The organism is Streptomyces sp. NPDC058880 (assembly GCF_042742535.1).
In the GTDB taxonomy this organism is placed as follows: domain Bacteria; phylum Actinomycetota; class Actinomycetes; order Streptomycetales; family Streptomycetaceae; genus Streptomyces.
In genome coordinates this window covers 1-17,016 of sequence record NZ_JBHYMC010000087.1, presented here as the reverse complement: position 1 = coordinate 17,016, position 17,016 = coordinate 1, and the positions used below count along the sequence as shown (strand labels likewise).

Sequence of the window (17,016 nt, the reverse complement as noted above, 5' to 3'; positions counted from 1 at the left end):
CGGCCTGACCGGCCTGACCGGCCTGACCGGCCTGACCGGCCTGACCGGCCTGACCGGCCTGACCGGCCTGACCGGCCTGACCGGCCTGACCGGCCTGACCGGCCGACCCTGGCCGGGGCCGGGGATTTCGGCCTCCGGCCCGGCTCAGGCCTTGTACATGCCGGGCTTGTAGTGGCCCGGCACCATGCGGGTGGTCACACCGAAGCGGTTCCACACGTTGATCGTCGCGATCACCGTGATCAGCTGGGCCAGCTCGCGTTCCTCGAAGTGCACCGCGGCCTTCGCGTACACCTCGTCGGGCACGAAACCGTCGGTCAGGACGGTGACGGCCTCGGTCAGCTCGATCGCTGCGAGCTCCTTCTCGGTGTAGAAGTGCCGCGACTCCTCCCAGGCGGCCAACTGCACGATGCGCTCGACGCTCTCGCCCGCGGCGACCGCGTCCTTGGTGTGCATGTCGAGGCAGAAGGCGCAGTGGTTGATCTGCGAGGCGCGGATCTTGACGAGCTCGACGAGGGACGGATCCAGGCCCTTCTTGGAGGCGATCTCCAGAGCCAGGACGGCCTTGTAGGCCTCGGGGGCGAGCTTCGCCAGGTTCATGCGGGGCGTGTGCTCGGGGGCATGGGCATGGGCGTGGGCGTGGGCATGCGGGTGGGTGTGGGAGTCGGTCTGCGGGTGGGCCTGCCGGCCTTCTGCGGTGGTGGTCATGTGCTCCACCGTAGGAGGCAGGCGGCCCGCCGGTATGGTCCATATCCATGACGGATCCTTGGGCCACTTTCGGCGCCGACCTGCACCTGGAGCTCTCCGCCGGGCGCGGCTTGCGGGCCGGGCTGACCGAGGCGCTGCGCGAGGCCGCGCGCAGCGGGCGGCTGGCGGCCGGCACCCGGCTGCCGTCCTCCCGCACCCTCGCCGCGGATCTGGGCATCGCCCGCAACACGGTCGCCGAGGCGTATGCCGAGCTCGTCGCCGAGGGCTGGCTCACAGCCCGCCAGGGCTCGGGCACGCGGGTCGCCCGGCGGGCGCGCCCGCGCCGGGCGGCGACCGCCGCCCCGGTCCGGCGCGCCGTGCGCGGCGGACCGGCCTACAGCCTGCTCCCCGGCAGCCCCGACCTGGGCGGATTCCCGCGCGCGGCCTGGCTGTCGGCGGCCCGGCGGGCACTGACCGACGCCCCGAACGAGGCCTTCGGCTACGCCACCGACGGCCGCGGCCGCGTCGAGCTGCGGAAGGCGCTGGCGGGCTACCTGGCACGGGCGCGCGGCGTGTACGCGGACCCGGACCGGATCGTGCTGTGCGCGGGGTTCCTGCACGGGCTGAAGCTGCTCGCGGCGGTGCTGCGGGCGCGCCGGGTCCGGGAGGTCGCGGTGGAGGGGTACGGCCTGGACTTCCACCGGGCCGAGCTGGTGGGGGCCGGGCTGCGGACCAGGCCGCTCGGGGTGGACGAGGAGGGGGCCCGTACCGGGGAGCTGACGGCCGCGGCGGGCGCGGTGCTGCTGACACCGGCCCACCAGTTCCCGACGGGCGCGGCCCTGACCCCGGCCCGCCGGGCGGCAGCGGTCGACTGGGCCCGGACCACCGGCGGCCTGATCCTGGAGGACGACTACGACGGGGAGTTCCGCTACGACAGGCAGCCGGTGGGAGCCCTGCAGGGCCTGGATCCGGACCGGGTGGTGTACCTCGGCACGGCCAGCAAGTCGCTCGCCCCGGGGCTGCGGATCGGCTGGATGGTCCTCCCGGCGGACCTGGTGGAGGAGGTGGCCGCCGCGAAGGGGTACACCGACTGGACCTCCAGCGCCCCGGACCAGCTGACGCTGGCGGAGTTCATCGAATCCGGGGCGTACGACCGTCATGTGCGCGGGATGCGGCTGCGCTACCGGCGGCGGCGGGACGAGCTGGTGGCGGCGGTGGCGGGCCGGGTCGCGGGCGTGTCCGGGATCGCGGCGGGCCTGCACGCGGTGCTGGATCTCCCGGCGGGCACGGAGCGGTCGGTGCTGCAGTCGGCGGCCTGGCAGGACCTGGCCCTGCACGGGCTCTCCGCCTTCCGCCATCCGCAGGCCGAACTCCCGCCGCGGGACGCGCTGGTCGTCGGCTACGGGACCCCGTCGGACAGTGCCTGGTCCCCGACCCTCGCGGCACTGGTCGCGGCGCTGCCGTGACCTGTCATGTGCCCGGCGCGGCGCCGGGCCGGAAGCTCTGCCCGGGGCCCCGCGGGGCGAGACCCCGCCCCGCACCGACACACCGGCGCGGCGGGCGGCCGGGTGGCCGGGTGGCCGGGCGGGCTCAGGACGGCGCTGACGCCGGGGCCGACGGCGGCTCCGGTTCGCCGAAGCGGGAGAGGGCCAGGGAGCCGGCGACCGCCACCGCGAAGCCGGTCACCGCCAGCCACGACAGGCCCTCTCGGGTGCGGTCGCCGAGCCAGGCCACGCCCACCGCCGCCGGGCCGATGGTCTCTCCCAGCACTAGGCCCGCCGTCGCGACCGTCACCGAGCCCCGGGCCAGCGCCGAGGTCAGCAGCAGGAACCCCGCCGCCCCGCCGAGCAGGAGCGCGTACAGGGCCGGATTGGCGAGATCGGTCACCGAGTCGACGAGCCGCACCGAGATCTCCACCACACCGAAGCCGGTGCCCGATCCCAGCCCGAGCACCAGCGCCCGGGGCCCGTCCGGCAGCCCGCCCGCGACCGCGCCGACCAGCAGCACCAGCACCGCCACCCCCAACAGCCCCAGCTTCAGCGCCGGCGAACCCGTCGCGCTGCCCTCCTCCCCGGACGCGAAGCCCAGCATCAGCAGCCCCGCGCACACCACGGCCACCGCGCACCACTCCCGCCGGGACAACCGCACCGCCATCAGCCGCGAGGCGACCACCGCCGTCACGGCCAGACTGGCGGCCAGCGCGGACCCGACGACGTAGATCGGCACGTGCCGCAGCGCGATGATCTGCAGGACGAAGCCGGTGCCGTCCAGGACGAGGCCCAGCACGTAGCGCCACTGCCGCGCGGCCCGCAGCAGCAGCGCCGCGTCCACCCCGGACCCGCTGCCGGGCTCCACCGCCCGTGTCGCGACGGCCTGAAGTACGGACGCCGTACCGAAGCACACCGCCGCACCGAGTGAGCAAATCATCCCAATCAGCACGAACTGACTTTAGGTCACGGATCTCACGGCGGCCGGATTCCATCGGCCGGGGGCCCCGCTCTAGTCTGTCGGGAGCACGCCAGGTTCCAGGGGGAGCAGCAGACATGGACATCAGCAGCACCAACCAGCGCCGGATGCGCTCCGGCGCCGTCGCCCTCGGAGGCATGGGTCTGCTTGCGGCCACCCTGGTGGCTTGCGGAAGCAGCGACGAGCCGGACCGCCGCTGTGCGTCCCGCTCCACGCTGAAACACCTGAACAGCAAGGAGTGCAGGAGCGGCGGAAGCGGCGCGTACTACTACGGCGGCCACGTCAGCAACGGCAAGGTCACCGGCGGAAGCTTCGACAAGTCCGCCGTCACCCGCGGCGGCATCGGCGGCCACTCCAGCTCCAGCGGCGGCTGATCGCCCGATGCAGCGGCACACCATCGAGCCCCGCGCCGACTGGCAGAAGACGGTCGAGGAGCAGGGGCTGATCTACCCCCTCACCCGCTACCCCGACGACTCGCTGCGCCCCTACTGGGACGAGAGCGCCTACTACTCCTTCTCCCTCCCCGAGGTCGAGGCCCTGGAGGACGTCGTCGAGGATCTGCACGCGATGTGCCTGGCCGCGGCCGCGCACATCATCGAGCACGACCGCTTCGCCGACCTCGGCATCACCGACCCGAAGCTCGCCGCGATGATCGCCGAGTCCTGGCGCCGCCGTGCCGAGCAGCCCTTCGTCTACGGGCGCTTCGACCTGCGCTACGACGGCACCGGCAGCCCGGCCAAGATGCTGGAGTACAACGCCGACACGCCGACCTCGCTCGTGGAGGCCGCCAGCGCGCAGTGGTTCTGGATGGAAGAGCGCTTCCCCGGAGCCGACCAGTGGAACTCCCTCCACGAACGCCTCGTCGACGCCTGGCGCCGCCAGGCGGAGCTGCTGCCCCCCGGCCTGCTGCATTTCGCGCACTCCGAGACCGACGAGATCGGCGAGGACCTGATGACGGTCGCCTACCTCCAGGAGACCGCCGACCAGGCCGGCCTGCAGACCCACGCCCTGTCCGTGGAGCAGATCGGCTGGGACAGCCTGTCCGGGCGGTTCGTCGACGACCGGCTCCGGTTCATCCGCAGTTGCTTCAAGCTCTACCCGTGGGAGTGGCTGGCGACCGACGAGTTCGGCCCGCAGGTCCTCGACACCTACGACCACGGCGGCGGCTCCGGCACCACGGCCTGGATCGAGCCGCTGTGGAAGATGCTGCTCTCCAACAAGGCGCTGCTTGCGATCCTGTGGGAGCTCTTCCCGGAGCACCCGAACCTGCTGCCCGCCTACCTCGACGGGCCGCGCGAACTCGCGGAGCCCGGATCGGCCGGCTACGTGGCCAAGCCCCTCCTCGGCCGCGAGGGCGCGGGCGTCACCCTCCACGAGCCGGGCCCGGACGGCGAGCCGTTCGTAGCGGAGCCGGGGGAGCGGTACTGCTTCCAGGGACTGGCTCCGCTGCCCGACTTCGACGGCAACCGGGTGGTGCTCGGCGCGTGGGTGGTCGAGGACGAGGCGGCGGGGCTCGGCATCCGCGAATCCGCGGGGCCGGTCACGGACGCGTACGCCCGCTTCCTGCCCCACGTCATCGTCTAGTGCGGTGACCGGAAGGGTTCACCGCCTTACGGTCCCCGGCACGGCAGCAGACGTACTGCCCGGCAAGGCCGGGGACGCGGCGGCGGGCGTGCGTGCCGGCCGCCGCGGGACGGGCGGGACCGTCGCGACACGCCCCGGCGCTGGGGCCTATCCGCCGAGCACCGACCGGAGCTGGTCCAGGCCCCAGTCCAGATCCTCCTTGGTGATCACCAGCGGCGGGGCGATCCGGATCGTCGATCCGTGGGTGTCCTTCACGAGCACCCCGAGCTCCATCAGCTTCTCGGAGATCTCCCGGCCCGTACCGCGGGACGGGTCGATGTCGACGCCCGCCCACAGCCCCCGGCCGCGTACGGCGGTCACCGCGCCCCCGCCGACGAGCAGGTTTAGCTCGCGGTGGAGGTGGTCGCCCAGTTCGGTGGCCCGCTGCTGGAACTCGCCGGTCCGCAGCATCGCGATCACCTCCAGGGCGACGGCGCACGCGAGCGGGTTCCCCCCGAAGGTGGAGCCGTGCTGGCCGGGTCCGAACACCCCCAGCACGTCCCGGTCGGCGACCACCGCCGACACCGGCACCACACCGCCGCCGAGCGCCTTGCCGAGGATGTAGACGTCCGGGACGACGCCCTCGTGCTCGCAGGCGAAGGTCCGGCCGGTCCGGCCGAGCCCCGACTGGATCTCGTCGGCCATGAAGAGCACGTTCCGCTCGCGGGTCAGCTCCCGTACGCCGGCCAGGTACCCGGCGGGCGGCACCAGCACCCCCGCCTCGCCCTGGATCGGCTCCAGCAGCACGGCCACGGTGTTCTCCGTGACGGCGTGCGACAGCGCGGTGAGGTCCCCGTACGGGACGATCTCGAAGCCGGGCGTGTACGGCCCGAAGTGGTCGCGGGCGTCGTGGTCGGTCGAGAAGGACACGATCGTCGTGGTCCGGCCGTGGAAGTTGTCGGCGGCCACCACGATCTTGGCGTGCCCGTCCGGGACGCCCTTGACCTCGTAACCCCACTTGCGGGCGGTCTTCACCGCCGTCTCCACCGCCTCCGCGCCGGTGTTCATGGGCAGCACCATCTCCTTGCCGCACAGCGCGGAGAGTTCGGTGCAGAAGTCGGCGAACCGGTCGTGGTGGAAGGCGCGCGAGGTGAGCGTCACCCGTTCCAGCTGGGCCCGCGCCGCGTCGATCAGACGGCGGTTGCCGTGCCCGAAGTTGAGCGCGGAGTACCCGGCGAGCATGTCGAGGTATCTGCGACCCTCCACGTCGGTCATCCACGCGCCTTCCGCGGTCGCGACGACGACGGGCAGCGGGTGGTAGTTGTGCGCGCTGTGCGCGTCGGCGGAGCGGATGGCAGCAGCTGTTGTCGACACGGGGTCTCCGATCGTCCGTCTGGCCGGTGAAGCGGTGAAGCGGTGAAGCGGTGAAGCGGTGAAGCGGTGACGAGGGTGGCGCCACCTTCTTATCGTCGCTCGTATCCCGGACGCGGAAACCTGCCCCGCGGCGCGCCCGCTAAGGTGTTCGGTACGCACGGCGACTGGCGTACGGGGAACCAACTCCGGGGGAGTCGTGCGCGCTCGACCGCATCAGGGCCGCTCGCCTGGGCCTCGCGGGGTACCGATCACATCGACCCCGGAGGAGCCCGCCGTGTCCGCGAGCCGCCATCCCGCCCTGTCCGCGACCGATCCGGAACTGGCGTCACACGTCGCCGCGGAGGAAGTCCTCCAGGCGGAGACCCTGCGCCTGATCCCCAGCGAGAACTACGTGTCCGCGGCCGTCCTGGAGGCCTCCGGGACCGTGCTGCAGAACAAGTACAGCGAGGGGTACCCGGGCCGCCGCTACTACGAGGGCCAGCAGAACATCGACCGGGTCGAGGCACTGGCGATCGAGCGGGCCAAGGGCCTGTTCGGCGTGGACCACGCCAACGTGCAGCCGTACTCCGGCTCCCCGGCCAACCTGGCCGTGTACCTGGCCTTCGCGCAGCCCGGCGACACGGTCATGGGCATGGCCCTGCCGATGGGCGGCCACCTGACGCACGGCTGGGGGGTCTCGGCGACGGGCTCGTGGTTTCGCGGCGTGCAGTACGGCGTCCGCGCCGACACGGGTCTGATCGACTACGACGCGGTGCGCGAGCTGGCCCTCGCCGAGCGGCCCAAGCTGATCTTCTGCGGCGGCACCGCCCTGCCGAGGACCATCGACTTCGCCGCCTTCGCGGAGATCGCGCGCGAGGCGGGCTCGGTCCTGGTCGCGGACGTCGCCCACATCGCCGGCCTGATCGCGGGCGGCGCGCACCCGTCCCCGGCGGGGCACGTGGACGTCATCTCCACCACGACCCACAAGACCCTGCGCGGTCCCCGCGGCGCGATGCTGATGTGCCGCGAGGAGCACGCGAAGGCGATCGACAGGGCGGTTTTCCCCGGCCTGCAGGGCGGTCCGCACAACCAGACCACGGCCGGCATCGCGGTGGCCCTGCACGAGGCCGCCCAGCCGTCCTTCGTCCGGTACGCGCACGCGGTCGTCGCCAACGCCCGGGCGCTGGCCGCCGCCCTGCTGGAGCGTGGCTTCGACCTGGTGTCGGGCGGTACGGACAACCACCTGATCCTGATCGACCTGACGGGCAAGGAGGTGCCGGGCAAGGTCGCCGCCAAGGCCCTGGACCGGGCGGGGATCGTCGTGAACCACAACACGGTGCCGTTCGACCCGCGCAAGCCGTTCGATCCCTCGGGGGTGCGGATCGGCACACCGTCCCTGACCTCGCGCGGGCTGTCCACGGAGCACATGCCGCTGGTGGCCGACTGGATCGCCCGCGCGGTCGACGCGGCCGCGCGGCCCGACGAGACGGCGCTCAAGGCGATCCGGGCCGAGGTCGCCGATCTGATGGCCGCCTTCCCGGCGCCGGGCCTTCCGCTGTCGTAGCCCTGCGGCGCCGCCGCCGGGGGTTCCGCGCCCCCGGAGCGCCGCCCCCGGTCCCCGCTGCTGCTGCCGGGCCGGGGGCGGCGCGCCCCGACGGGTCCCGGCCGGTGGCGGGCCCGAGCCGGCCCCCGCACCTGAGAGAATGGGGCCATGGCTTCTGATCGTCCTCGCGCGCTCTCCGGCATCCAGCCCACCTCCGGTTCGTTCCACCTCGGGAACTACCTCGGAGCGATCCGCCAGTACGTCGCCCTCCAGGAGACGCACGACGCGTTCTACATGGTCGTCGACCTGCACGCGATCACCGTGCCGCAGGACCCGAAGGACCTGCGCGCGAACACCCGCCTGTCGGCCGCGCAGCTGCTGGCCGCCGGCCTGGACCCCGAGCGCTGCACGCTCTTCGTCCAGAGCCACGTCCCCGAGCACGCGCAGCTCGGTTGGGTGATGAACTGCATCACCGGCTTCGGCGAGGCCAGTCGGATGACCCAGTTCAAGGACAAGTCCGCCAAGGGCGGCGTCAACAGCGCCAGTGTCGGCCTCTTCACGTACCCGATCCTCCAGGTCGCCGACATCCTGCTCTACCAGGCGAACGCGGTTCCCGTCGGCGAGGACCAGCGCCAGCACATCGAGCTGACCCGCGACCTGGCCGAGCGCTTCAACCAGCGCTTCGGCCCGACCTTCACCCTCCCGCAGGCGCACATCGTCAAGGAGGTCGCGAAGATCTACGACCTCCAGGACCCGGCGATCAAGATGTCGAAGTCGGCGTCGTCGCCCAAGGGCCTGATCAACCTCCTCGACGAGGCCAAGGTCACCGAGAAGAAGATCAAGAGCGCGGTCACGGACACCGAGGCCGAGATCCGCTTCGACGCCGAGAAGAAGCCCGGCGTCAGCAACCTGCTCACGATCTACTCCACCCTCACGGGCGAGTCCATCCCCGCCCTGGAGGAGCGGTACGCCGGCAAGGGCTACGGCGCGCTGAAGACGGACCTGGCCGCCGTGATGGTCGATTTCGTCACACCTTTCAAGCAGCGCACCCAGGAGTACCTGGACGACCCGGAGACGCTGGACTCGCTCCTGGCCAAGGGCGCGGAGAAGGCAAGGGCGGTCGCCGCGGAGACACTCGCGCAGGCCTACGACCGCCTGGGCCTGCTGCCCGCCAAGCACTGACGAACGCAACTACGGACGGACCGCTCTGGCACGAAGAGGGGTCCTGGCCCCACACTGGGGCGGCAGGCGTCCACAGGGACAAGCGGAGGAGAGACACGTGGGGACCGTAACGCTCGGCGTTTCGATCGCGGTCCCGGAGCCGTACGGCAGCCAGCTCCAGGAGCTGCGCGCGGGCTTCGGGGACGTCGCCGCGCACGGCATCCCCACGCACGTCACCCTCGTACCGCCGACGGAGGTGGAGGCGGACCGGCTCCCGGCGATCCGGGCCCACCTCGCCGAGGTCGCCGCCCGCTTCCGGCCCTTCCCGATGCGGCTGGGCGGGACGGGAACCTTCCGGCCCGTCTCGCCGGTCGTCTTCGTCCGGATCGCCGAGGGCGTCGAGGGCTGCACCCGGCTCCAGGGCGAGGTCCGCGACCCCGCCGGGCCGCTCAGCCGCGAGCTCGCCTTCCCGTACCACCCGCACGTCACCGTCGCCCACGGCATCTCCGACGAGGCGATGGACGTGGCGTTCACGACGCTGGCCGAGTACGCCGCCGCGTGGGTGTGCGCGGGGTTCGCCCTCTACGAGCAGGGCTCCGACGGGGTCTGGCGCAAGCTGCGTGAATACCCTTTCGGGAGTGGGGCCATGGGAGTTCTGGCACAGCCGGGCTCCCCCGTCGACCAGACCGCCGGGGCGGCGGGGGCGACGACCGTACGGCCTTCCTGACGGAGCGGGCGCAGGGTCAGGCGGGCGGTGCGCCAAGCGCGGAACCTCAGCCTCCGCAAGACCAGGGTGTGGAACGGACGCCCCGTCGAGGGCGCTGGGCGAAAAGTCACAATCGACGACCGTAGTACCTGGAACAGGCAATCCGGACTATTTCCCGTGCCTCATTTACGGTGACCCCATGGACTGGCTGACGAAACTCCCGGTGATCGGGCCGCTGGCGGACCGTCTGATGAAGACGCACGCGTGGCGCTCGTACGAACGCCTCGACCGCGTCCATTGGGCCCGACTCGCCGCCGCGATCACCTTCATCAGCTTCCTCGCGCTCTTCCCCCTGATCACCGTGGCCGCGGCCGTCGGCGCGGCGTTGCTCAGCCCCGAGCAACTGGACCGGCTGGAGAAGAACCTCGCCGAACAGGTCCCCGGCATCTCCGACCAGCTCGACATCAACGGGCTCGTCGCGAACGCGGCCACGATCGGTCTCGTTGCCGGCGCCCTCCTCCTCTTCACCGGCATCGGCTGGGTGGGCTCGATGCGGGACTGCCTGCGCGCGGTGTGGGACAAGGACGACGAGGACGACGGGAACCCGATCGTCCGCAAGGGCAAGGACGGGCTCGTCCTGCTCGGCCTCGGCGGGGTGGGCCTGCTCTCCGCGGCGGCCTCGATCCTCGGCTCCAGCGCGGTCGGGAAGTCCGCGGACTGGCTCGGCATCCCGCGCGAGGGGCCCGGCGGCGCGCTGCTGCGCTCCCTCGCCTTCCTGGTCGGTGTGGTGGCGGCCTTCCTGGTGCTGCTGTACGTCCTGACCCTGCTGCCCGGCGTCGAACCGCCCAGGGGCCGCCTGATCCAGGCCGCCCTGATCGGAGCGGCGGGCTTCGAGCTGCTGAAGCTGCTGCTCAGCGGCTACATGCGGGAGGTCGCGGCGAAGAGCATGTACGGGGCCTTCGGCGTGCCGGTCGCCCTGCTGCTCTGGATCAACTTCATGGCGAAACTCCTGCTGTACGTCTCCGCCTGGACGGCAACCCGCGACGGCGAGGCCGAAGCCGAAGTCGAAGCCGACGTCGAAGCCGACGAGGCCGCCGCCGACGAGGCCCCGCCGGGGGCCACGGCGCCGCACCGGGCGCCGTGACCGGACGGCCTCCGAAGCCACGGCACGGGAAACGCCCTAAACGAGCTCTTCGTCGCGGCCGCGGGTGCGGCGGCTGCGGGGCCAGCGGCGGTTGACGGCGTAGGCGCCGCCCGCCAGCAGCGCGAGGGCGCCGCCCGCGACGCCCAGCGCGGTGCCTGCGCCGCCGCCCGGGACGGCACCGTCCGCCGACGGGCTGTTCTCGTGTGACTGGGCCGGCGAGCCGTGGGACGAGGTGTCCGCGCTCTTCGGCGGCACCAGCTCACCCACGGGCTTGACCTTTCCGGCCGCGGCGAAGCCCCAGTCGAAGAGCGCGGCGGTCTCCTGGTAGACCGAGTTCGCGCCGCCCGCGTCCGGGTTCATCACGGTGACCAGCAGTTTCCGGGAGCCCTGCTGCGCAGCGCCGGTGAAGGTGGCACCGGCCATGGTCGTGTTGCCGTTCTTGACCCCGGCGATGCCCTTGTAGGGGGAGATCCCGCCCGCGCCCGTCATCAGCCGGTTGGTGTTCTGGATCTCGAAGTAGTCCCGCGGCTTGCCGGGTTCCTGAAGGCCGGGGAACTTCGCGCTCGCCGTGCCGCAGTACTCGCGGAAGTCCTTCTTCTGCAGTCCGGAGCGGGCGATCAGCGTGAGGTCGTACGCGCTCGACACCTGCTCCGGGGCGTCGTACCCGTCGGGCGACACCACGTGGGTGTCCAGCGCCTGGAGCTCCTCGGCGTGCGCCTGCATGTCCTTGACGGTCTTCTCGACGCCGCCGTTCATGGCCGACAGCACATGCACGGCGTCGTTGCCCGACCGCAGGAACACCCCGAGCCACAGGTCGTGGACGGAGTACTCCTGGTCCTCCTTGACCCCCACCAGGCTGCTGCCCGGGCCCACGCCCTCCATGTCCTGGTCGGTGACCTTGTGCACCTGCTCCTTGGGCAGGCCCGGCAGCAGGGTGTCCGCGAAGAGCATCTTCATCGTGGAGGCCGGGGGCAGCCGCCAGTGCGCGTTGTTCGCCGCCAGTACCTCACCGGACTCGGCGTCCGCCACGATCCACGACCGGCCCGTGAGGTTCGTCGGCAGGGCGGGCGCCCCGGGCAGCAGGTTCACCTGCGTACCCGGTTGACCGAGCAGCGATCCGCCGACCGTGGACATCGACGCGGGCGGCGCCGGAGCCTTGGCGGGCCGGCCCTTCCCGTCGGCCGGAGGGGTCGGCGCGGCATGGGCGGGAGCCACCAGCACGGTGGGCGCCAGCAGCGCGGCGGTAAGGACCGTCAGGGCGGTCGTCTTGGCAGACACGCAGGTGAAAGTACATCCCGATGAGCTGGATGGCATCGCGGACCGGCCATTTCGCCGCAACCACCCCCGGGACAGCCCACCCCGGCGCGTCCGTCCCGGGGACGAAACCGATACTGAGGACATGAAACTCAGCCGTGCCGCCTCCTGGTTCCTGCTCGCCTTCGGAGTGTGGACCTGGTTCATCTGGGTGTCTTTCGTCCGGAACCTGTGGAAGAACGGCAGTGGACTTGCCTTCGACACGGCGGGCGACCCCACTGCCTATTTCTGGGTCCATCTGACGCTCGCCGTGACGTCCTTTCTCCTGGGGACGGCGGTCGGTGTGATCGGGTTGCGCGGGGTCCTGGCCCTGCGGCGGGCATCACGTTCCGGCGCCGAGGGCGGTACGGCATGACGGTCCTGGTCGTCGCGCTCGTAGCACTGGCGGTCTGCGCCCTCCTCGCCGCGGTGCACCGCTGGCTGTGGGTCCGCCTGGTGAGGGACACGACCGCGCCCGGCGGCCTGCCCCGCCGCATCGGCACCACGCTGGCCATCGCCCTGCCCCTCCTCTCCGTGGCCGCCCTGACCGCGGGCCGTGCCGGGGCCCCGTTCTGGTTGCAGCAGACGGTGTCCTGGCCGGGGTACCTGTGGCTCGCGGTGCTCCTGTACCTGACCCTGACGATGCTCGTCGCGGAGCCGATCCGCGCGCTGTTGCTCCGCCGTCTGGCCCACCGAGCCCCCTCCGGGGCGGTGGCCGGACCCCCCGCGGCGCAGTCCGCCGCCCGCGCCGGGACGGCCACGGTGCCTTCCTCCGACGCCGGGGCGGAGACGAAGGCCGGCGCGGTGCTCGCCGAGGCCGGGGCGCCCGGCGAGCCGGCCGCCCCGGCCCCGGGCGGCGGGCTCAGCCGCCGCACCTTCGTCGCGCGCACGGTGGGCGGGGCGGCCGCCGCGGTCGCGCTCGGCACCGTCGGCAACGGCGCGTACGGAGTGCTGCGCGGGCCCGGCGTGCGGCGCGTCCACGTCCCCCTGGCCAAGCTGCCGCGCGCGGCGCACGGCTTCCGGATCGCCGTCGTCAGCGACGTCCACCTGGGCCCGGTGCTCGGCCGCGCCCACGCCCAGCGGATCGTCGACACGGTCAACCGCACCCAGCCCGACCTCATCGCCATCGTCGGCGACCTCGTCGACGGCAGCGTCCCCGACCTCGGGCCGGCCGCGGAGCCGCTGCGCGGGCTGACCGCCCGCCACGGCTCCTTCTTCGTCACCGGCAACCACGAGTACTTCTCCGGCGCCGAGCAGTGGGTCGACCACGTCCGCGAGCTCGGCCTGACCCCGCTGGAGAACGCCCGGCGGGCCCTGCCGCACTTCGACCTCGCCGGGGTCAACGACATCCAGGGGGAGCGGGAGGGCAGCGGCCCCGACTTCCGGGCCGCGCTCGGCGACCGCGACCGGTCGCGCGCCGCGGTGCTCCTCGCCCACCAGCCGGTGGTCATCCACGATGCCGTCGAGCACGGCGTCGACCTCCAGCTCTCCGGCCACACCCACGGCGGCCAGCTCTGGCCGGGCAGCCACCTCGCCGCCCTCGCCAACCCCACCGTCGCCGGCCTGGAGCGCTACGGCGACACCCAGCTGTACGTCTCCCGCGGGGCGGGGGCCTGGGGGCCGCCGGTCCGGGTGGGTGCGCCGTCCGACATCACCGTCGTCGAACTCGCCTCATACCAGGCCTGAGCCGCTCCACCCGTCAACTCGCCGCCCCAGAAAGGATCTTCCGGTGGCTGATATTCCGTGATGGGATATCCGGTAATCGGACAGCGGGTCGCTGTCACCGGGACAAGGGGTGGGGTTCACGGGATGCGGTCTGTCCGCTGGAAGATCATCGCGGCCGGGCTGGTCCTCGGCCTGGCCGGCGTCGGTGCCTGGCAGTTGCTGCCCGAGGACGCCGAGAGCCGCGGTGCCATCCGGGTCGGGACCAGCGACGTCGTGTCCTCCCTCGACCCGGCCGGAGCGTACGACGCGGGTTCCTGGGCCCTGTACAGCAACATCTACCAGTCGCTGCTGACCATGAAGCCAGGCTCCGACGCCCCCGTCCCGGACGCCGCCGCCTCCTGCGGGTTCGTGGGCCAGAAGCTCACGACGTATCAGTGCGAGCTCCGCCCCGACGTGACGTTCGGCGGCGGTCGCGCGATCACCGCCGAGGACGTCAAGCACTCCTTCGACCGGATCAAGGCGATCAACTCCGACCAGGGGCCGGCCCCGCTCTTCAACACGCTGGAGTCGGTCGGGGCCGAGGGCCGCACGGTCACCTTCCACCTGTCCGCCGGCGACGCCACCTTCCCCTTCAAGATCGCAACGGGTGCCGCCTCGATCGTCGACAAGGACACGTACCCGGCCACGTCCCTGCGCGAGGACGGCAGGGTGGACGGCTCGGGTCCGTACACGCTGGCCTCCTACGAGGCCGGTGCGCGCGCCGAGCTCAAGCCCAACGTCTCCTACAAGGGGCAGGGCAAGCCCGCCCGCACCGCCGTCACGGTCCGGTACTTCAAGGGCTCCGAGCAGCTCGCCCAGGCCTGGACCACCCGTCAGATCGAGGTAGCCCACCGGGACATGCCCCCGGCGGTGCTCGCCGGCCTCAACCCGGGCCTGCAGGACACCCGCTACCAGGCCTCCGGCGGCAGCGAGACCCGCTCGATCGTCTTCAACGTCCGCCCCGGCTCCGCTGCCGCCCCGCTCGCGGTCCGGCAGGCCGTGGCCGCCGTACTGGACCGGGCCAAGCTGGCCGGCGAGGTCCACCGGGGCACCGTCACCCCGCTGTACTCGCTGGTCCCGGCGGGTATCGCGGGCCACAGCACGCCGTTCTTCGACATCTACCCCACGCCCGATGGGGCCACCGCCAAGAAGCTCCTCAAGGAGGCCGGGACCCATGGCCCCGTACAGCTCAGGCTCGGTGTGAACGTCCGCGGCGCGAACCTGCCCGAGGCCGAGGAGATCAAGCGGCAGCTGGAGGCCACCGGGCTCTTCCAGGTGACGCTCAAGCCGGTGGAGGCGTGGAAGGACTTCCAGAAGGCTTACGCGGCCGGCGAGTTCGACGCCTACACGATCGGGTGGATCGCGGACTTCCCCGACGCGGACAACTTCCTCGCCCCGCTCGTCGGCGCCGACTCCTCCATGAACAACGGCTTCTCGGACAAGCGCGTCGACGAGCTGATCACCCGGACCCAGTCCCACTCGGAGCGCTCCGACGCCGCCGCGGAGTTCCGGGACCTGCAGAAGGCGGTCGCCCAGCAGGCCCCGATGGTGCCGATCTGGCAGAAGAAGGACTACGTCATGTCCCGCGAGGCCGTGACCGGCGCCCAGAACTTGTCCGACGGCACCGGTGTCTGGCGTCTACGGGAACTCAACTGGATCTAGGGTGTGAGCCCGTCCGGCTCGGGGTGCGGGTCCGAGGCCTTGCGCCGGCCCGCCGCCGTCTGGGCCATGCCCGGCAGGAAGTCCGCGAACAGCTCGTGGACTTCGCGCACCAGCGGTCGCAGCACCCGGAAGCGGGCGAGCACGATGCCCCGCGTGGTGAGCTGCGCGCCGCGCTCGGCGAGCCGCCGCGACTTCTCGCTGTCCGGGGAGCGGTCGAAGACCCAGTACAGGACCAGGCCCATCTGCGAGAGCCACATGAGCTCCGGCAGGACGTCGGCCAGCTCGGCCGGCACCTTGGTCTTCGCCCCGGCCAGCACCTCGCGGTGGATGTCGATCGCGGCCTTGCGCGCCGGCTCGGACTCCGGTGAGAAGGGGCTGAGCGGGCTCTCCGGGTCCGCCGCGTTCTTGAAGAACTGGGAGGCGAACTCGTGGTACGGGGCGCCGATGTCCAGCCAGCTGGTGAGGACGCCCGCGAGCCGCTTCTGCAGATCGGTCTCGTTGTCCAGGATCGGCCGGACCGCCGCCTGGTGGGCGGCGCTGATCCGGTCGTAGAAGCCCTGGACCAGGTGTTCCTTCGACTCGAAGTAGTAGTAGGCGTTGCCGACCGAGACACCGGCTTCCTTCGCGATGCCCCGCATGGTCGTCTTGTCGAAGCCGCGCTCCTGGAAGAGGCGGAGCGCGGTTTCGAGGATGAGCGTGCGGGTCTGCTCGCTCTTAGGGGCCTTCTGTTCCGTCACGGTGGATGAGCCTATCGGGGCGCGGAACACCGGTCGTCACAGGCCGGTCCTTCGGCGGCCGTGGGCTGCCCCCCGGTGCGCACGGCCTGCCGCCAGGCGGAGGCCGTGTACATGGCCGCCCGGGCGAACGGCCGGCCGGCCGGCGTCGCCAGCCAGTTCGCCCTCGGCCGGTGTTCGGCCAGTGCCCACAGGCAGACGATGAACGCGTCGGTCCCGGTCCACACCTGCCCGCTGTCGCCGACGACGGTGATCTCGCGGAGCGTCGAGGCGTGGTCCAGCCGAGGGAACCTCCGCCGCGCCTCCCAGGACGCGGCGGGGACCAGGGTGATCGGGACGAGCCACCGCTGTGCGAGCAGCCAGTGTCGGATGTGCACGCAGAGCGGGCAGGCGGCGTCGTAGAGGACGGTCAGGTGCCGTACGGCCCCGGCGGGCGCCACGGCTCAGGCCCCGAGCGGCGCGGTCCACCCCTGCGGGGGGACCGGCGGGGTCTGCTGGCGCTCCATGATCCCGCGGCGGCGCATCCTGTTCAGCGCCCACACGTTGCCGAGGTGCATGACGCCCAGGACCAGCAGGACGACGCCGAGCTTGACCGAGAGCGTCTCGAAGAGCGCGCGGGCCGTGCCGACCTCATCGGTCGATCGCAGGTAGAGGGTCACGAAGCCGATGTTGACCAGGTAGAAGCCCACCACGAGGAGCTGGTTGACGGCGTCGGCGAGCTTCTCGTTGCCGTGGAGGACGTCGCCGATGAAGACGCGGCCGTTGCGACTGAGCGTGCGGGCCACCCAGACGGTGAGGCCGATGCTGATGAGCAGGTAGATGACGTATGCGACCACGGTGAGGTCCATCGCCCCAGCCCCCTTGAACGTGTTCAAATGCTGACGTCGATGACTCTAGAACCTTTTTTGAACAAGTTCAAGCGATGGGGTCGGTGTGTGTCCGGCGCACGTCAGGGCGCCGTTCCGGAGACGTCCCGGAGACGCAGGCGGGCCCCGGCCGAACG

General features: G+C 72.1%; 17 protein-coding genes. 10 read left to right on the top strand and 7 right to left on the bottom strand.

What is annotated here, in order from left to right; all coding sequences use genetic code 11:
• Positions 1-144: 144 nt before the first annotated feature.
• Positions 145-705 (bottom strand): carboxymuconolactone decarboxylase family protein, encoded by a 561-nt coding sequence (locus ACFW2G_RS30785; RefSeq protein WP_384455452.1) that lies wholly within the window; start codon positions 703-705, stop codon positions 145-147.
• 47 nt (positions 706-752) lie between these two features.
• Here ACFW2G_RS30785 and ACFW2G_RS30780 point away from each other — a divergent pair, with 47 nt between their 5' ends.
• A complete protein-coding gene (locus tag ACFW2G_RS30780) occupies positions 753-2,150 on the top strand; it encodes a PLP-dependent aminotransferase family protein (protein WP_384455449.1) in 1,398 nt (465 codons plus the stop codon).
• Positions 2,151-2,274: 124 nt separating this feature from the next.
• On the opposite strand, the gene ACFW2G_RS30775 is transcribed toward ACFW2G_RS30780, so the two are convergent.
• Positions 2,275-3,123, bottom strand: a complete 849-nt coding sequence (locus ACFW2G_RS30775; protein ID WP_384585314.1) for a hypothetical protein — start codon at positions 3,121-3,123, stop codon at positions 2,275-2,277.
• Between the two features lie 104 nt (positions 3,124-3,227).
• Between ACFW2G_RS30775 and ACFW2G_RS30770 the strand changes: the two genes are divergently transcribed.
• Together ACFW2G_RS30770 and ACFW2G_RS30765 are read left to right on the top strand one after the other, a co-directional pair.
• Positions 3,228-3,524, top strand: a complete 297-nt coding sequence (locus tag ACFW2G_RS30770) for a hypothetical protein (protein ID WP_037919104.1) — start codon at positions 3,228-3,230, stop codon at positions 3,522-3,524.
• A 7-nt stretch (positions 3,525-3,531) separates the two neighbouring features.
• Complete coding sequence (locus tag ACFW2G_RS30765) at positions 3,532-4,734, top strand: glutathionylspermidine synthase family protein (protein WP_037919106.1); 1,203 nt, start codon at positions 3,532-3,534, stop codon at positions 4,732-4,734.
• A gap of 147 nt (positions 4,735-4,881) precedes the next feature.
• Here the strand turns inward: ACFW2G_RS30765 and rocD are convergent, their stop codons facing one another.
• Positions 4,882-6,087, bottom strand: a complete 1,206-nt coding sequence (gene rocD, locus ACFW2G_RS30760; protein ID WP_384455443.1) for an ornithine--oxo-acid transaminase — start codon at positions 6,085-6,087, stop codon at positions 4,882-4,884.
• A 274-nt stretch (positions 6,088-6,361) separates the two neighbouring features.
• Here rocD and glyA point away from each other — a divergent pair, with 274 nt between their 5' ends.
• From glyA to ACFW2G_RS30740, 4 genes are all read left to right on the top strand, one after another.
• Positions 6,362-7,630 (top strand): serine hydroxymethyltransferase, encoded by a 1,269-nt coding sequence (gene glyA, locus ACFW2G_RS30755; RefSeq protein WP_037919111.1) that lies wholly within the window; start codon positions 6,362-6,364, stop codon positions 7,628-7,630.
• Positions 7,631-7,777: 147 nt separating this feature from the next.
• The gene (trpS, locus tag ACFW2G_RS30750; protein ID WP_384455439.1) at positions 7,778-8,791 is read left to right on the top strand and encodes a tryptophan--tRNA ligase; all 1,014 of its coding nucleotides are present in this window, start codon (positions 7,778-7,780) and stop codon (positions 8,789-8,791) included.
• A gap of 97 nt (positions 8,792-8,888) precedes the next feature.
• Entirely contained in the window at positions 8,889-9,497 is a 609-nt protein-coding gene (locus ACFW2G_RS30745; RefSeq protein WP_384585317.1) for a 2'-5' RNA ligase family protein, read from the top strand.
• A gap of 178 nt (positions 9,498-9,675) precedes the next feature.
• Entirely contained in the window at positions 9,676-10,620 is a 945-nt protein-coding gene (locus tag ACFW2G_RS30740; RefSeq protein ID WP_384585320.1) for a YihY/virulence factor BrkB family protein, read from the top strand.
• 36 nt (positions 10,621-10,656) lie between these two features.
• Here the strand turns inward: ACFW2G_RS30740 and ACFW2G_RS30735 are convergent, their stop codons facing one another.
• Positions 10,657-11,934, bottom strand: a complete 1,278-nt coding sequence (locus ACFW2G_RS30735) for a D-alanyl-D-alanine carboxypeptidase family protein (RefSeq protein WP_384585322.1) — start codon at positions 11,932-11,934, stop codon at positions 10,657-10,659.
• An 85-nt stretch (positions 11,935-12,019) separates the two neighbouring features.
• Here ACFW2G_RS30735 and ACFW2G_RS30730 point away from each other — a divergent pair, with 85 nt between their 5' ends.
• From ACFW2G_RS30730 to ACFW2G_RS30720, 3 genes are all read left to right on the top strand, one after another.
• Positions 12,020-12,289 carry an SCO4848 family membrane protein gene (locus tag ACFW2G_RS30730; RefSeq protein ID WP_037919122.1) on the top strand — a complete coding sequence of 90 codons (270 nt, stop codon included), beginning with the start codon at positions 12,020-12,022 and terminating at the stop codon, positions 12,287-12,289.
• Positions 12,286-13,599 (top strand): metallophosphoesterase, encoded by a 1,314-nt coding sequence (locus ACFW2G_RS30725; protein ID WP_384455426.1) that lies wholly within the window; start codon positions 12,286-12,288, stop codon positions 13,597-13,599. The genes ACFW2G_RS30730 and ACFW2G_RS30725 overlap by 4 nt, the downstream gene beginning before the upstream one ends.
• A gap of 123 nt (positions 13,600-13,722) precedes the next feature.
• Positions 13,723-15,279: an ABC transporter substrate-binding protein gene (locus ACFW2G_RS30720; RefSeq protein WP_384585325.1), complete on the top strand. Its 1,557-nt coding sequence runs from the start codon at positions 13,723-13,725 to the stop codon at positions 15,277-15,279.
• Here ACFW2G_RS30720 and ACFW2G_RS30715 read toward each other — a convergent pair.
• The 3 genes from ACFW2G_RS30715 to ACFW2G_RS30705 are packed head-to-tail and all read right to left on the bottom strand — an operon-like array spanning position 15,276 to position 16,861.
• On the bottom strand, positions 15,276-16,016 hold the full coding sequence (locus tag ACFW2G_RS30715; protein WP_037919922.1) for a TetR/AcrR family transcriptional regulator: 741 nt from the start codon (positions 16,014-16,016) through the stop codon (positions 15,276-15,278). The genes ACFW2G_RS30720 and ACFW2G_RS30715 overlap by 4 nt on opposite strands.
• An 11-nt stretch (positions 16,017-16,027) precedes the next feature.
• A complete protein-coding gene (locus tag ACFW2G_RS30710; protein ID WP_384455420.1) occupies positions 16,028-16,453 on the bottom strand; it encodes a thiol-disulfide oxidoreductase DCC family protein in 426 nt (141 codons plus the stop codon).
• A gap of 3 nt (positions 16,454-16,456) precedes the next feature.
• Positions 16,457-16,861, bottom strand: a complete 405-nt coding sequence (locus ACFW2G_RS30705) for a hypothetical protein (RefSeq protein WP_384455417.1) — start codon at positions 16,859-16,861, stop codon at positions 16,457-16,459.
• Between the last annotated feature and the right edge of the window lie 155 nt (positions 16,862-17,016).

Bases quoted from the DNA above. Each gene is read 5' to 3' on its own strand.
- ACFW2G_RS30705 (WP_384455417.1), bottom strand. From the start codon at position 16,861: ATGGACCTCACCGTGGTCGCATACGTCATCTACCTGCTCATCAGCATC.
- ACFW2G_RS30735 (WP_384585322.1), bottom strand. From the start codon at position 11,934: ATGCCATCCAGCTCATCGGGATGTACTTTCACCTGCGTGTCTGCCAAG.
- ACFW2G_RS30785 (WP_384455452.1), bottom strand. From the start codon at position 705: ATGACCACCACCGCAGAAGGCCGGCAGGCCCACCCGCAGACCGACTCC.
- ACFW2G_RS30730 (WP_037919122.1), top strand. From the start codon at position 12,020: ATGAAACTCAGCCGTGCCGCCTCCTGGTTCCTGCTCGCCTTCGGAGTG.
- ACFW2G_RS30765 (WP_037919106.1), top strand. From the start codon at position 3,532: ATGCAGCGGCACACCATCGAGCCCCGCGCCGACTGGCAGAAGACGGTC.
- ACFW2G_RS30770 (WP_037919104.1), top strand. From the start codon at position 3,228: ATGGACATCAGCAGCACCAACCAGCGCCGGATGCGCTCCGGCGCCGTC.
- ACFW2G_RS30780 (WP_384455449.1), top strand. From the start codon at position 753: ATGACGGATCCTTGGGCCACTTTCGGCGCCGACCTGCACCTGGAGCTC.
- ACFW2G_RS30720 (WP_384585325.1), top strand. From the start codon at position 13,723: ATGCGGTCTGTCCGCTGGAAGATCATCGCGGCCGGGCTGGTCCTCGGC.
- ACFW2G_RS30725 (WP_384455426.1), top strand. From the start codon at position 12,286: ATGACGGTCCTGGTCGTCGCGCTCGTAGCACTGGCGGTCTGCGCCCTC.
- trpS (WP_384455439.1), top strand. From the start codon at position 7,778: ATGGCTTCTGATCGTCCTCGCGCGCTCTCCGGCATCCAGCCCACCTCC.
- ACFW2G_RS30740 (WP_384585320.1), top strand. From the start codon at position 9,676: ATGGACTGGCTGACGAAACTCCCGGTGATCGGGCCGCTGGCGGACCGT.